This is a genomic window from Streptomyces sp. Root1310 (assembly GCF_001426425.1).
GTDB lineage: Bacteria > Actinomycetota > Actinomycetes > Streptomycetales > Streptomycetaceae > Streptomyces.
Genome location: NZ_LMEQ01000012.1, coordinates 713,297 through 728,384 on the forward strand (window position 1 = coordinate 713,297; position 15,088 = coordinate 728,384).

Consider the following 15,088-nt stretch of genomic DNA (forward strand, 5'->3'; position numbering starts at 1 on the left):
ATCCCCATGCCAGTCAACCGGCCCATGCGGTCCATCACCGGTCTGTCCGCGCCCGCCCGCGGCGACTGTCGCTGACCTGACCTCCGGCCGCCCACCGCGGCCGTTCGGCTACGCGCGTCCGGCTGCGGCTTCTTCCGAGCCGTCCGTACGGCGCGCTCCGGCGTCCCTTCATGCACCGATCGGCGATCACGCGGCAGCAGCCCGCGTCCGTCGCCGGTTCGGCACACCCACACCCGTGAAGTGAAATGGGCGAACTGTGACAAGTCCTACCGACATCGAGGGCGGCGGTACGGCGGTCGTGGTCGACGGCGACCAGGATCCGGCGCCGGCGACCGAGGCCAGGGTGCCCGTGGGCCGCTCTCCCGGTCAGCTCATGTGGCTCCGCTTCAAGCGGGACCGCACGGGCGTGATCTCCGCCTACGTCGTGCTGCTCTTCTTCCTGGTCGGCCTGCTCGCCCCGCTCATCGCGAAGCTCTACGGCAACAACCCGTACACCGTGTACGCGGACGAACGGCCGGAGTTGTTCGACAGCGCGGGTGTGCCGGTGCAGCCCAACGGCGGGATCAGCGGCGAGTTCTGGTTCGGCCTGGAACCGGGCAACGGCTACGACGTCTTCACCAAGCTGCTGTACGGCATCCGCAACTCCCTGGGCATCTCCCTCGCGGTCACCCTCGCCACCGTGCTGACCGGCATCGTCCTCGGGGTCGCGGCCGGCTACCTCGGCGGCAGGACGGACTTCCTGATCAGCCGGGTGATCGACTTCCTGCTCGCCATCCCGGCCCAGCTGTTCTTCATCGCGAGCATGCCGGTCGTGGTCTCCCTGTTCGTCAGCCCGCGCGACGAGACGCCCGTCTACGTCCGGGTCGTCGCCCTGATCTCGGTGCAGTGGTTCCTCGGCTGGATGAGCCTCGGCCGCATCCTGCGCGGCACCAGTCTCGCCCTGCGGGAAAGGGAGTTCATCGAGGCCGCCAAGGTGAGCGGGGCGCCGCCGGGGCGCATCATCCGCAAGGAGATCCTGCCCAACGTGGTCACGCCGATCCTGGTGCAGGCCACCTACATGCTGCCGAACTTCGTGACCGCCGAGGCCGGTCTGTCCTTCCTCGGCGTGGGCCTGGTCGAACCGACGCCGGACTGGGGCCAGATGTTCTCCAAGGCGGCGACCGAACTCGTGATGCAGAACGACATCACCTACATGTTCTTCCCCGGTGTCTCGATGATCATCTTCATCGTGGCGTTCAACCTGCTCGGGGACTCGGTCAGGGACGCCTTCGACCCCAAGACGGCGCGCTGATCCGCACATCACGTCTTCTGGATTCACAGACTGCTGGACTCAAAGAGATGGGTGGGAATCGAGTGATGGGTAAGGGTGGACGCCGCGCGTACGCCGCGCTCTCGCTGGTCGCCGCCGGAGCGCTCGTGCTCTCCGGTTGCAGCGAGGGCGGCAGCAAGGAAGGCAGCAACAAGGACGACAAGGAGAACGCCCAACGGCAGCAGTCCTCCATCGACTTCGGCGACGCGAAGGCCTCGACCGGCCCGGCCGCCGAGGTGCCCGGCGCCAAACCCGGAGGCGCGGTCACCGTTCTCCAGAGAGACAGCTACGCGCACCTCGACCCCGGACAGATCTACGTCTCCGACGAGATGGCGCTGTCGCAGCTCATCCACCGCGGTCTGACCGGATACAAGGCGACCAGCGAGGACGGCAAGAAGCACGAGGTCGTCGGCGACCTGGCCACCGACAGCGGCACCACCACCGACGGCGGCAAGACCTGGAAGTACACGCTGAAGGACGGGGTGAAGTGGGCCGACGGCTCCGCGATCACCGCCACCGACGTGCGGCACACCTTCGAGCGGCTGTTCGCGCCGTTCGTCGCCAACGGCCCGACCTTCATCCAGCAGTGGCTCGCCGACACGCCGGGCACCGGGTACCGCGACCTGCTCAAGGACGGCCCGTACGGCGGTAAGCACCTGCCCGACACCATCCTGGAGACGCCGGACGCGAAGACGATCGTCTTCAAGTTCAAGAAGGCCAAGCCCGACCTGCCCTACGCGCTGGCCATGGCCGGCTACTCGCTCGTCTCGAAGGCGAAGGACACCAAGGAGAAGTACGACAAGGCGCCGATGACCGCGGGCCCGTACAAGATCCAGGACTTCAAGTCCGGCAAGTCGATGGTCCTGGTGAAGAACACCAACTGGGACCCGAAGACCGACCCGATCCGGCACCAGTACATCGACACGTTCACCTTCGCGTTCAACAAGCAGTACGAGGACTCCACCAAGGCGATCCTCGACGACTCCGGGGCCAACGCCACCGCGGTCAGCTTCAACAACGAGGTCGACGCGGGCAACCTGTCCAAGGTCCTCGCCGACGCGACGCTGAAGTCCCGCACCGTCGCCGGCTACCAGCCGTACGTGGGCCAGATCGACATCAACCTGTCCCAGAAGGAGATGCAGGACAAGACGGTCCGTGAGGCCATCGCCTACGCCCTGCCGATCACCCCGTTCGTGCGCGCCTACGGCGGCACCGCGGCCCGCGAGGTCGCCGGCGGTCTGATCAGCCCGACCGTCTCCGGCTACAACCCGAGCTTCGACCCCTTCGGCAAGAAGAAGAAGCCGGCCGGTGACCCGGCCAAGGGCAAGGAACTCCTGGAGAAGGCCGGCAAGGTCGGTCTGAAGCTGACCTTCGGCTACATCAACACCCCCGAGGGCCAGCAGTACTCCACCGCCATGGCCGCGGGTCTGGAGAAGGCCGGCTTCGACGTCCAGCGCCAGGAGATCCCGGCCGAGACGTACTACGACCAGGTCGGCAAGGTCAAGAACAACTTCGACATCTACCACACCGCGTGGGGCGCCGACTGGCCGAGCGCCTCGACCGTCATCCCGCCGCTCTACGACGGACGCCAGATCCAGGACGGCGCCGCGAACTACTCGCACATCAACGACCCGAAGGTGAACGCCGACATCGACAAGGCGAGCACCATCACCGACCCGATCAAGGCCGCGGAGGCCTGGAACAAGATCAACGAGTACATCGTGAAGGACGTCGTCTCCAACATCCCGACGGCGTACTACAAGCAGACCCAGATCGCCGGTTCGAAGATCGGCGGCCTCGTGTACGACGACGTCATCGGCGGCATCGACCCGCGCAGGCTGTTTGTGAAGTAACCCCTTCCCGAGCGCGGCGCCCGGTGCGTCCCGCCCGCTTCCGCGGCGGGGCGCACCGGCCCGCACGGCCCATTGAGCCGGCTCCACCGGCCGGCCTCACGAGCCCGAAAGCTGCCACTGAGATGCTGCGCTTCCTCCTTCGCCGGACCCTCGGCTCGCTGGTGATCCTGGTCCTGCTGACCGTCGTCGCCTTCCTGCTGTTCTTCGGCATGCCCCGTGACCCGGCGCTGCTGATGTGCGGCAAGACGTGCACGCCCGACGCGCTGGCGAACATCCACCGCACGCTCGGCATCGACAAGTCGATCCCCGAGCAGTTCTGGATCTTCCTGCAGGGGCTGGTCGCGGGCCGGGACGACTTCGCCCAGGGGCCCTGCCCCGCCCCCTGTTTCGGCTACTCGTACCACACCAACGAGCAGGTCTGGTCGACCCTGATGGACCGGCTGCCGCTCACCGTCTCGCTCGCGCTCGGTGCAACCGTCGTCTTCCTGTTCGTCGGGCTCGGCACCGGAATGCTGGCGGCCTGGCGGCGCGGCACGCTCATCGACAAGTCGTTCACCGCGGGTTCCATGGTGCTCAGCTCGATGCAGATCTACTTCCTGGGTCCGCTCGCCCTCGCCGTGCTGGTGTACCAGACCCACCTCTTCGACGAGCCCCGGTACACCGAGCTCACGAAGGATCCCGTCGCCTGGTTCACCGGGCTGATGATCCCCTGGGTCGTGCTGTCCACGATCTTCGCCGCGCAGTACACCCGTATGGCGCGCTCGTCGATGATCGAACAGCTCCAGGAGGAACACATCCGCACCGCCCGCGCCAAGGGGATGAGCCGGCGGTACGTCTTCTTCCGGTACGCCTGGCGCGGCTCCCTCATCCCGATCGTCACCATCCTCGGCATCGACCTCTCCTCGATGCTCGGCGGCGCGATCATCACCGAGTACACCTTCGGACTGCCCGGCCTCGGGCATCTCGCGGTGGAGTCCGTGCAGTTCAGCGACCTTCCGCTGCTGCTGGGCGTGATGCTGTTCGCCGCCGCCGTGATCCTGCTCTGCAACATCGTCGTCGATGCCTGCTACGCCTTCATCGACCCGCGCGTACGGCTGTCCTAGCCGTCTCCCGGACTGTCGTCAGGAGCTTTGTCGTGACCACTGTGACCAAGGAGGCCGGGGCGCCCGTCCCGGCCGGCGCGGGCGCGTTCCTCTCGGTGCGGGACCTGCACGTCAGCTTCAGCACGGAGGACGGATCCGTCCGGGCCGTCGACGGGCTCTCCTTCGACCTCGAACGCGGCCGCACCCTCGGCATCGTCGGGGAGTCCGGATCCGGGAAGTCCGTCACCAACCTGACGGTCCTCGGGCTGCACAACCCGATGTTCACCACCGTCGAGGGCGAGATCCTGCTGGAGGGCCAGGAACTGACCACGGCCCGGGAGCCGGAACTGGAGCGACTGCGCGGCAACAAGGTCGCGATGATCTTCCAGGACCCGCTCACCGCGCTCTCCCCGTACTACACCGTCGGCCGGCAGATCGCCGAGCCGTACATGAAGCACCGGGGCGCCTCGAAGAAGGCCGCCTGGGAGCGCACGGTGGAGATGCTCGGCAAGGTCGGCATCCCCAACCCCCGGGAACGGGCGAAGGACTACCCCCACCAGTTCTCCGGCGGGATGCGGCAGCGCGCGATGATCGCGATGGCGCTGGTCTGCGACCCCGACCTGCTGATCGCCGACGAGCCGACCACCGCGCTCGACGTCACCGTCCAGGCGCAGATCCTCGACCTGCTGAAGGACCTCCAGCGGGAGTTCGGCACCGCGATCATCTTCATCACGCACGACCTCGGTGTCATCGCCGACATGGCCGACGACATCATGGTGATGTACGCGGGTGGCGCGGTCGAGCGCGGAACGACCGAGCAGGTACTGCGCTCACCCCAGCACCCGTACACCTGGGGCCTGTTGAACTCCATGCCGCGGCTCGACTCTGACCTGGGCACTCCGCTCGCCCCCATCCCGGGCGCCCCGCCGTCGCTGCTGAACCCGCCCTCCGGCTGCCGCTTCCACCCCCGCTGCACCTTCCGGGACCGCGTGGGCGGCAACCGCTGCGTCACCGAACGTCCCCCGCTGGCCCCGGACCGCGCCGCCGCCTGTCACCTCACGGCGGAGCAGAAGCGGTCCATCTTCGAGGACGAGATCAAGCCCCGACTGGGGTAGGGGCAGGACCTGAGGAGCAAGCACGTGAAGAAGGCCAGGAGGAGCACGTGAAGAAAGAGGAACTCGTTCTCCCCGCCCCGCGCGAGGCGGGCGCCGACGGCGACGGGGAGCAGCTGCTCGTCGTGACGGGGCTCACCAAGCACTTCCCGGTCAAGGGCGGCTTCCCGATCCGGCGTACGGTCGGCCAGGTGCAGGCCGTGGACGGCATCGACCTGAGCGTGCGGGCCGGTGAGAGCTTCGGCCTGGTGGGGGAGTCGGGGTGCGGCAAGTCCACGACCGGCCGGCTGATCACCCGGCTCCTGGAGCCCACGGCCGGGACGATCACGTACCGCGGACAGGACATCTCGCACGCCTCGCGCCGGCAGTTGGCGCCGATCCGGTCCGAGATCCAGATGATCTTCCAGGACCCCTACTCCTCCCTCAATCCGCGCCAGACCGTCGGCAAGATCATCTCCGGGCCGATGGAGGTCAACGGGATCGAGCCCGAGGGCGGCCGGGAGAAACGGGTGCGCGAGCTGCTGGAGATCGTGGGTCTCAACCCCGAGCACTACAACCGCTTCCCGCACGAGTTCTCCGGCGGCCAGCGGCAACGGATCGGTGTCGCCCGGGCTGTCGCCCGGGCGTTGGCCCTGGAGCCGAAGCTGATCGTGGCCGACGAGCCGGTCTCCGCGCTCGACGTGTCCATCCAGGCGCAGGTCGTCAACCTGCTCCAGAAGGTCCGGCAGGAGCTCGGCATCGCGTTCCTGTTCATCGCCCACGACCTGGCCGTCGTACGGCACTTCTCGCAGCGCGTGGCCGTCATGTACCTCGGGAAGATCATCGAGGTCGGCGACCGCGACTCCATCTACACCCGGCCCCGGCATCCGTACACCCACGCGCTGCTCTCCGCGGTCCCCGAGGTGAAAGTCGCCGGCGGGGAGACGGCCGGCCGGGAGCGGATCCGGCTGGCCGGGGACGTGCCGTCGCCCATCGCCCCGCCCTCGGGCTGCCGGTTCCGGACCCGGTGCTGGAAGGCGCAGGACAAGTGCGCGGCCGAGGAGCCGCCGCTGATCCGGATCTCCGGGAACCACGAAGGCCATCTGACGGCCTGCCACTTCCCGGAGGAGCCGACGATCGAGGGGCGCGAGGAGGACATCGTGCTGGACCCGGCGCTGGCCGCGCTGGAGGAGGGGCACGGGTGACTCCGGCGGGCCGGCGCGGTGTCTCCGGTGCCGGCCCGGCGGGAGCATGGCCTTCCAGGGGCGTCCGGGTCACCCGGCCGGTTTTGCCACTGTGATGATTTCCGGGCTTGTCCGGGTCAGTGGCCCCCGGTCCCAGTCTCCGTACTGCTCCTCCACGCGCAGCCCCGCCTCCGTCAGAAAACCGGTCAGGCTCCCCGGGGTGAGGAAGCGGAGGGTGGCGCGGCCGGTGTGACGCCGGGGCCAGCCGGGGGAGTCGAAGGTCTCCGTGAACGTGACCCGGTCACCGGACGGTTCGTCCGCCACCTCGTGCCAGACCCGTACGACCCGGCCTTCCGCGTCGGTGACCTCGCGGACGCGGTCCGGGGTCCAGCTCTCCCAGGCCCGCGCGGCCGGGTTGCGGGTCTCGAACACGAACCGCCCTCCGTCGCTCAGGGCCGACCGTACGGCCCGCAGCGCGCCGCGCAGTTCCTCGTCGCCGAGAAGCACCTGGAAGGCATGGCCCGTCATGATCACGAGGTCGAAGTCGCCCTGCCACATGCGGGTGCCGAGGTCCCCCAGCAGCCACTCCACGCCGGGCGCCCGGCGCCGGGCCTGTACGAGCATCGCGGCCGCCGGGTCGAGGCCCGTGAGCCGCCCCGGATGGCCGTCCGACGCGGCCCGCGCGAGGAGCCGGCCGGTGCCGCAGCCGACGTCGAGCACCGAGTCGGCGGATCTCACCAGGTTCAGATAGAAGTCGTCGTCCGGCCCCCACGGATTGATGCTGTCGTACAGCGCGGCGAGTGTCAGATCAGCGAACGAATGATCGACCACCGCGGCAGTGTGCCACACCCCGGCGCGGCACAGGACAAGATCCAGAACATCCGAATTCCCTCGACAACCGGGCCGGTGGCCGGACATGCTCGGCGCGATGACGAGAACAGACGACATGCCTTCCGCGTGGGACGATCGCACCCAGCTCACCACCTTCCTCGACTACGCCCGTGACACCGCCCGCGCCAAGTGCGAGGGCCTCTCCGCCGAGGACGCCCGCAAGGCACCCCTGCCGGGTTCGCCGCTGATGACCCCGAGCGGCCTGGTCAACCATCTGCGCTGGGTCGAGTACTACTGGTTCCGGGTCGTGTTCCTCGGCGAGGAGGACGAGGGGCCGTGGACCGACGAGGACCCCGACCGGGAGATGCGCATCGCCGTCGACCTCCCGCTCGCGCAGGTGCTCGACGAGTACGCCGAACACGCCGGGCGGCACCGCAAGCTGGTCGCCGAGCACGACCTCGGCACCGAGGCGCAGCGGCCGACGAGGGACGGCCGTCACGTGGACCTGCGCTGGATCCTCCTGCACCTGATCGAGGAGACGGCCCGGCACAACGGTCACCTCGACATCCTGCGCGAACTGATCGACGGCCGCACCGGCGTGTAGCGCCCGCGCGTCTCTCTCCCCCCGCGTCGAACGTGGTTTCCGCTGGTCGGAGCGGGTTGAAAGGCGGGTGAAAGATCGTCGAAGGGTCCCGGAAAGACGGCTCGGCGAGACTCTTGTCCGGGGGCGGGCGACCGACGGGGGACACGCGGCGCCCGCCCCGCCCGGGCCCGGCCGCCCCGCCCTCCCGCGGCACTCGGCCGCCACCCCGGCCCCGGCCCCGGGATTGGCCGGATTCCGACGCCCGGGATCCCGTCGGTTCCCGATCGTGAAGGTCGGCGTTGCCCGGCAGTCGGCCCTGGACTACGTTCTGTGAATGCTCACCCCACGGCTCCGGTTCCGCCTGCTCGGACCGCTGGACGTCGAGATCGACGGACGGGCCGTCGTACTCACCGGCCGGCAACGCGCGCTGTGCGCCGTGCTCCTGCTGCACGCCAACCACGTCGTCTCCGTCGACCGGCTGATTCAGTGCCTGTGGGACGACCGGCCGCCCGGCGCGGGCGCGGCCCGGGTGCGGGCCCTCGTAGCGGAGGTGCGCCGCGCCCTCGGCCCGGCAGGGGCGGAGCTGCTGACCACCCGTCGGCCCGGCTACGTCATCCACGCGGGCCCGGACGAACTCGACCTGCTGGCCTTCGAGAACCTCATCAGGGACGCCTCGCGGGCCGCGTCCGACGGAGACTGGCGAGCGGCCCGGCACAGCGGTGAACAGGCCCTCGCACTGTGGCGGGACGAGCCGCTGGCCGACCTGTCGGAGGTCGCGGTGCGCGAGGCCGAGCGCCAACGCCTCGCCGAACTGCACCTCGTGGCCCGCGAGGGGGTGGCCGAGGCGGGGATCGAGACCGGCCGGCACCGCGAGGCCATCGCCGAACTCCTCCGGCTGACCGCCGCCCACCCGCTGCGCGAACGCCCGCACGGTCTGCTGATGCGCGCCCTGCACCAGGACGGCCGCAGCGCGGAGGCCCTGGAGCTGTACACCGCACTGCGCCGGCGCATGGTCGACGAACTCGGCATGGAGCCCTCGGCCGACCTCAGGGACCTGCACCAGCGACTGCTGCGAGGCGGCGACGCTCTCTCCGCAGGGGCCCCGCCCGAGCGGACCGCCCCTGCGCCCGAGCGCCCCGTGCCGCGCCAACTCCCGCCCACCCCGAGGCGTTTCGTCGGCCGGGACGCTGAACTCGACCGCCTCGACTCCTGCCTGCGCACCTCGGAACCGCTCGCCCTGATCGTGGGACCTGCCGGCGTCGGCAAGAGCGCACTGGCGCTGAACTGGGCACACCGGGTCGCCGACCGCTTCCCCGACGGCCAGCTCTTCCTCGACATGCGGGGGTTCGACAACGCCGAGCCGATGACCCCCGGGGAGGCACTGCCGCTGCTCCTCCAGGGTCTGGGCTGCGCCCCGCGCGACATCCCGCTTGGCGCCGAGGCGCAGACCGCGCTGTACCGGACGCTGCTCGCGGACCGCAGGGTGCTGGTCGTCCTCGACGACGTGGCCGACTCGTCGTACGTACGGCGGCTGCTGCCCGCCTCGGCGGGCTCACTGACGCTGGTGACGAGTCGCGACAAGCTCAGCGGCCTGGTCACCCTGGACGGCGCCTACCGGGTGTCGTGCGACGTCCTGGACAGCGCCGCCGCACTGGAGCTGATCAGCGGCGCGGTCGGCGCGGAGGCCGTCGCCGCCGACCCGGAGGCCGCGGCGCGGCTCGTCGAGCTCTGCGACCACCTGCCGCTCGCCCTGTGCGTCGCGGGTTCCTGGATCGGCGACCGGCCAGGCAGTATCCGCGCTTACGTCCGTGACCTCGCGGACCGGGGGCGACTGGCCCGGCTGCATGTCGAGGGCGAGGAGTCCGTCGCCGTACGGGCCGCGCTCGACCTGTCGTACGGGGCGCTGCCGGACGACGCCCGGCATGCCTTCCGCTCGCTGGGCGCGCTGCCCGGCACCGGCCGGTCGGTCCCGGCGGCCGCCGCGGCCGCCGGGACCGACGAACATCGCCTGGCCGACCTGTTGCGGCTGGCCCAGCGGGTCCATCTGCTGCGCGACGTCGAGCACGGCCGCCCGGCCTGGCACGACCTCGTGCACGAGTACGCCCGTGACCGGACGGCCGCCGAGGACTCGCCCGAGGAGCGGGCCGCCGCCGTCACCCGGGTCCTCGACCACTACCTCCAGAGCGTCGTCAACGCGGCCGCCACGGCCGGCCTGTACGTCATGCGCACCCGCCCGCCCGCCGTCGACGGCTCCCTGCCGCGGGAGTTCGAGGGCGCCGAGGACGCGTACGCCTGGTTCGACGGCGAGTGGGACGACATCGCGGCCGCGATCGGCCACGCCGCCGAGCACGGTCCCGCGCCGTACGTGTGGTGGCTGGTGGACGCGCTCCAGGACCTCTTCCACCACCGCAGGCCCCTGTCCGACTGGATGCGGCTGGCCACCCTCGCCCGGGAGGTGGCCGCGCGCGGCGGGGACGAGGTCGGCCAGGCCTCCATGAGTCTGTCCCTGGGCAGCGCCCGCTGGCGCAACGGCGACCTGCGGGGCGCGCTGACGGAGTACGAGGAGGCCGAGCGACTGGCCCGCCGGGCCGGCTGGACGTACGGCGAGGCCGGCAGCCTCCAGGGCAAGGGCGTCACCCTCAAGCTGCTGGGCGAGCTGCGCCGCGCGCTGCCCTGCTACGACCGCGCCCTCGCGCTCTACCGCACCCTGGACAACGCCAAGAACGTGGAGATCATGCTGATCAACACGGCGTCCCTGAACCTCGCCCTGGGGCGCCTGGACGCCGCCGAGGAGGCGGCGTGCGCGGCCCTCGACCTGATCGGCGACACGGTCCACCACAACCGCGCGATGGCCCTCGTCAACCTCGCCCTGATCCGGCAGAAGCAGGCCCGGTTCGACGAGGCGGCGGCGGCGCTGCGCACCTGCTTCCTGGTCTCCCGCGACTCCGGGTCCACCTACACGGAGGCCGTGGCGCTGGAGGCGCTCGGCCGGGTCCGCGCCGACGCCGGCCGGGACGACCGGGCGCTGCTCGCCTACGAGGACGCCCTCGCCGTCTCCCGGCGGGTGGAGAACCGCAACTGCCAGGTCGACAGCCTGGTCGGGGTCGCCTCGGTGAAGCTGCGCGCGGGCCGCGCCGAGGAGACGGCCGAACACCTCGACGCCGCCTTCGAGATCGCCGAGCGCACCGGTCATCGGGCGGGCCTGGTCGAGGTCCTGCTGGCCCGCGCCGACCTGGCCCGCGCCCAGGGCCGCCCGGCCGACGCCCTGGACCATCTGGAGCGCGCCGAACGCCTCGCGTCCGACGGCAACCCCCTCACCCTCCCGCGCGTCCACCTCACCACCGCCCTGACGCTCCTCGACACCGACACCGGCACCGACGCCGACACCGACACCGACACCGGCACCGACGCCCGCGCCGACACCGGCACCGACGCCCGCGCCGGCGCCGCCCCCACCCGGGCCCGTGACGCGGCGCTCCTGGCCGCCGCCCTCGCCCGGGACTCCGGTCAGCGCCTCCTGCACGCCCGCGCCACGGCGGCCCTCGCCGCCGCCCACGAGGCGCACGGTGACACCGGCCCGGCGCACGAGGCCAGGACGGAGGCGGCCGCCCTGTACGCGACGCTGGGCATCGGGCATCCCCCGGGGCCGCCCGCCCCGTCCCGCCCGCTGCCCCACCACCGTCACCGTGAGCTCCCCCCGGACGCCGAGTCCCGCCTCACCCTCTACCTGACCGAGCACTTCGACGGCTGAGCCGGCTCAGGCGGACGTGGCGTACGCGCTGCCGAGCCGCAGCCGCGGGTCGCGGGCGAGGATCCGCTCGTGCAGGGACCGCAGCTCCGGGCCCGGTTCGCAGCCCAGCAGATCGATCATCCGCAGGCGCAGCAGCTGGAAGCAGTCCAGCGCGTCCGCCTGGCGTCCACCGCGGTGCAGGGCGAGCATCAGCAGGCCCGTCACCTTCTCGTCGAAGGGGTGCATCTCGGACAGCCAGTGCAGTTGCGGCAGGCACTCCTCGTGCCGTCCCGCGCGCAGGTACAGCTCGGTGCTGCCGACCAGCGCCTCCCGGTGCTCACGCCGCAGCGCCACCCGCGTCGACTCCGCCCAGGCCGTGCGCACGTCGGACAGCGGCTCGCCGCGCCAGAGCTCCAGGGCCCGGGCATAGCGGCCGAGGGCCGTCTCGGTGTCGCCGGCGCGGGCCTCCTGCTGCGCCTGCCGGACCAGGGCGCGGAACCGCGCGGTGTCGACGCACAGTTCGTCGATCGCGAGGACGTAGCCGCCCCGCTTCCGGATCAGTTCGAAGCCCTCGGTCAGCTGTCCGTCCGCCCGCAGCGCCTTCCGCAGCCGGGTGGCCTGGATGTACAGGGCGTCGCGCGGGTGCTGGGGCCGGCGCTCCTGCCACACCCGCTCGATCAGCGTCTCGTCGGCGACGAACGCGCCGGGGGTCCAGGCCAGTGCCGCCAGCAGCAGTTTGGTGCCGTGCGGAAGCGGCAGCTTGTCGCCGGAGCGGGCCCGTGCCTCGACGCAGCCCAGCAGCTGGATTTCCATGTACCCCCCGTACCTCGAACCACTCGAGTCACCACTGTGCGCGCGTGGTGTTCGGCTGGCGCATGGATGCTGCACGGCTGCCGCCGGCTTGGCGTCGCCGGGGGCGCGATGGGGTGCGGGCGGGGTTGCGGTGCGTCGGCGGGCGCGTCGTGGCCGGTCGCGCGGTTCCCCGCGCCCCTGAGGGGGGGGTCCGGCCCGTGGCGTCGGGTGTGGGCGCGTGGTGGCCGGTCGCGCGGTTCCCCGCGCCCCTGAGGGGGTGGTGGTTCTGGTCCGTCTCGCCAGGTGCGGGTGCGTCGTGGCCGGTCGCGCGGTTCCCCGCGCCCCTGGTAGGGCCCCGCGCCCCGTGGTGGGTCCTGCGCTACCTGGCGGGCCCGCCAGGTACGAGTGAAGGCCCGCGCCGGGTGAGCGCGGGCCTTCGTCCCCTGGACCGGACGTTCATGGGCTCGGGTCAATGGGCCGAGAAAGTCCGCTCCGAAAGAGGGCGGCTGACGAAAAGGGGTGTGTCAGGCCGCCGCCTCGGGGTCCTTGGCGAGACGGGGAGCCGGCACGGTGGCCGGGACGTCCGCGGTCTCGGGATAGTGGCACGCCGTCAGGTGGCCGGGCTTGTTGCCCTCGACCTGCACCAGCGGCGGGGCCTCGGTCGCGCACTTCTCCGTCGCCTTCCAGCAGCGGGTGCGGAAGCGGCAGCCGGAGGGCGGGTTGATGGGCGAGGGCACGTCACCGACGAGGCGGATGCGCTCACGGCCCGCGACGCCCTCGTCCTGCACGGTCGCCTCGGGCACGGCGGACAGCAGCGCCCGGGTGTAGGGGTGGCGCGGGTTGCCGTACAGGTCCTCGCGGTCGGCGATCTCGACGATCCGGCCGAGGTACATGACGGCCACGCGCTGCGAGAAGTGCCGTACGACGGCCAGGTCGTGGGCGATGAAGACGAACGCGATGCCCAGGTCCCGCTGGACCTTCTGGAGCAGGTTGACGACCTGCGCCTGGATGGACACGTCGAGCGCGGAGACCGGCTCGTCGGCCACGATCAGCTTCGGCTCCAGGGCCAGCGCCCGGGCGACACCGATCCGTTGCCGCTGGCCGCCGGAGAACTCGTGCGGGAAGCGGTTGTAGTGCTCGGGGTTGAGACCCACGATCTCCAGCAGCTGCCCGCCGGAGGGGTGGATGTCGTTGATCTCCATCGGCCCGGAGATGATCTTGCCGACCGTCTGGCGCGGGTTCAGCGACGCGTACGGGTCCTGGAAGATCATCTGGATCTCGGAGCGGATCGGGGCCAGCTGCTTGCGGCCCGCGTGCGTGATGTCCTCGCCGCGGTAGGAGATCCGGCCGCCGGTCGGCTCCAGCAGCCGGGTGATCAGCCGGCCCGTCGTCGACTTGCCGCAGCCGGACTCGCCGACCAGGCCCAGGCTCTCGCCCTCGGCGACCTGGAAGTCCAGCCCGTCGACGGCCTGCACGGCACCGACCGTACGCCGGATCGGGAAGCCGCCCTTGATCGGGAAGTGCTTGGTGAGCCCGGAGACGTCCAGGAGGGGAGTGGTGCTGCTCATGGTGGTGAAATCCCGTCTCTTGTACGTCAGTTCGCGGCGCTGCCGGCGAGGCCGGAGAAGTACTCGGCGCGCTGGTCGGCGGTCAGGTGGCAGGCGGAACCCCGGCCGTTCGTGACCTCCAGCGGCGGCTGCTCCGTGGAGCACAGGCCCCCTTCGACCTTCTCGGCGAAGGTGCAGCGGGGGTGGAAGCGGCAGCCCGTCGGCGGGTTCAGCAGCGAGGGCGGCGAACCGGGGATCGGGTTGAGCGGGACGTCCACCGGGTGTTCCAGGTTCGGCATCGAGCTCAGCAGGCCCAGCGTGTAGGGGTGCTGCGGGCTGCGCAGCACCTCCCTCTTGGTGCCTCGCTCCACACACCGGCCGCCGTACATCACCAGGACGTCGTCGGCGATGTCGGCGATGACGCCCAGGTCGTGCGTGATGAAGACGATCGAGGTGCCGAACTCCTGCTGGAGGTCCTTGAGCAGGTCCATGATCTGCGCCTGCACGGTCACGTCGAGAGCCGTGGTGGGCTCGTCGGCGATCAGCAGCTCAGGGTCGCACACCAGCGCCATGGCGATCATGGCGCGCTGGCGCATACCGCCGGAGAACTGGTGCGGGTAGTCGTCCACCCGCATCTCCGGCTGCGGGATCCCGACCCGCTTCAGCATCTCGATCGCCCGGGCGCGTGACTGGCTCTTGGAGGCGCCGGTGTGCTTGCGGTACGTCTCACCGATCTGCTTGCCGATCGTGTGGTACGGCGACAGCGAGGCCAGCGCGTCCTGGAAGATCATCGACATCTTGTTGCCGCGAAGCCGCTCGAGCTGCTTCTCGGAGGCGGTCAGCAGCTCCTTGCCGTCCAGCAGGATCTCGCCCTCGATCGCCGTGCGGTCGCGGTCGTGCAGACCCAGGATGGCCAGGTTGGTGACCGACTTTCCGGAGCCCGACTCGCCCACGATGCCGAGCGTCTTGCCCTTCAACAGGTCGAAGGAGAGCCCGTCGACGGCCTTGACGATGCCGTCCTCGGTGGAGAAATGGACTTTCAGGTCCCTGACGGAGAGGAAGGGCTGCTGATCGGTGCTCGTCACG

11 protein-coding genes are annotated in these 15,088 nt (G+C 70.9%); 7 read left to right on the top strand and 4 right to left on the bottom strand.

What is annotated here, in order from left to right; genetic code table 11:
- Positions 1-256: 256 nt before the first annotated feature.
- The 5 genes from ASD48_RS21375 (at position 257) to ASD48_RS21395 (ending at position 6,540) form a co-directional block, all read left to right on the top strand.
- Positions 257-1,291, top strand: a complete 1,035-nt coding sequence (locus ASD48_RS21375) for an ABC transporter permease (RefSeq protein WP_057603246.1) — start codon at positions 257-259, stop codon at positions 1,289-1,291.
- A gap of 65 nt (positions 1,292-1,356) precedes the next feature.
- Entirely contained in the window at positions 1,357-3,162 is a 1,806-nt protein-coding gene (locus ASD48_RS21380) for an ABC transporter substrate-binding protein (protein WP_057603247.1), read from the top strand.
- 122 nt (positions 3,163-3,284) lie between these two features.
- Positions 3,285-4,265: an ABC transporter permease gene (locus ASD48_RS21385; RefSeq protein WP_020127959.1), complete on the top strand. Its 981-nt coding sequence runs from the start codon at positions 3,285-3,287 to the stop codon at positions 4,263-4,265.
- Between the two features lie 32 nt (positions 4,266-4,297).
- Positions 4,298-5,359: an ABC transporter ATP-binding protein gene (locus tag ASD48_RS21390; protein WP_057603248.1), complete on the top strand. Its 1,062-nt coding sequence runs from the start codon at positions 4,298-4,300 to the stop codon at positions 5,357-5,359.
- 47 nt (positions 5,360-5,406) lie between these two features.
- Complete coding sequence (locus tag ASD48_RS21395) at positions 5,407-6,540, top strand: oligopeptide/dipeptide ABC transporter ATP-binding protein (protein ID WP_057603249.1); 1,134 nt, start codon at positions 5,407-5,409, stop codon at positions 6,538-6,540.
- A gap of 69 nt (positions 6,541-6,609) precedes the next feature.
- Here ASD48_RS21395 and ASD48_RS21400 read toward each other — a convergent pair whose 3' ends face one another.
- Positions 6,610-7,350 carry a class I SAM-dependent methyltransferase gene (locus tag ASD48_RS21400; RefSeq protein ID WP_057603565.1) on the bottom strand — a complete coding sequence of 247 codons (741 nt, stop codon included), beginning with the start codon at positions 7,348-7,350 and terminating at the stop codon, positions 6,610-6,612.
- Between the two features lie 97 nt (positions 7,351-7,447).
- On the opposite strand from ASD48_RS21400, the gene ASD48_RS21405 reads away from it, so the two are divergent.
- A complete protein-coding gene (locus ASD48_RS21405; protein ID WP_057603566.1) occupies positions 7,448-7,954 on the top strand; it encodes a DinB family protein in 507 nt (168 codons plus the stop codon).
- Positions 7,955-8,267: 313 nt separating this feature from the next.
- The gene (locus ASD48_RS21410) at positions 8,268-11,684 is read left to right on the top strand and encodes a BTAD domain-containing putative transcriptional regulator (protein WP_057603250.1); all 3,417 of its coding nucleotides are present in this window, start codon (positions 8,268-8,270) and stop codon (positions 11,682-11,684) included.
- 6 nt (positions 11,685-11,690) lie between these two features.
- Here ASD48_RS21410 and ASD48_RS21415 read toward each other — a convergent pair whose 3' ends face one another.
- From ASD48_RS21415 to ASD48_RS21425, 3 genes are all read right to left on the bottom strand, one after another.
- Positions 11,691-12,476 (bottom strand): BTAD domain-containing putative transcriptional regulator, encoded by a 786-nt coding sequence (locus tag ASD48_RS21415; protein WP_079073887.1) that lies wholly within the window; start codon positions 12,474-12,476, stop codon positions 11,691-11,693.
- A 503-nt stretch (positions 12,477-12,979) separates the two neighbouring features.
- Positions 12,980-14,023, bottom strand: coding sequence for an oligopeptide/dipeptide ABC transporter ATP-binding protein (locus ASD48_RS21420; protein ID WP_057603251.1), 1,044 nt, complete (start codon positions 14,021-14,023; stop codon positions 12,980-12,982).
- A gap of 26 nt (positions 14,024-14,049) precedes the next feature.
- Positions 14,050-15,087: an ABC transporter ATP-binding protein gene (locus tag ASD48_RS21425; RefSeq protein WP_057603252.1), complete on the bottom strand. Its 1,038-nt coding sequence runs from the start codon at positions 15,085-15,087 to the stop codon at positions 14,050-14,052.
- Position 15,088 lies beyond the last annotated feature (1 nt).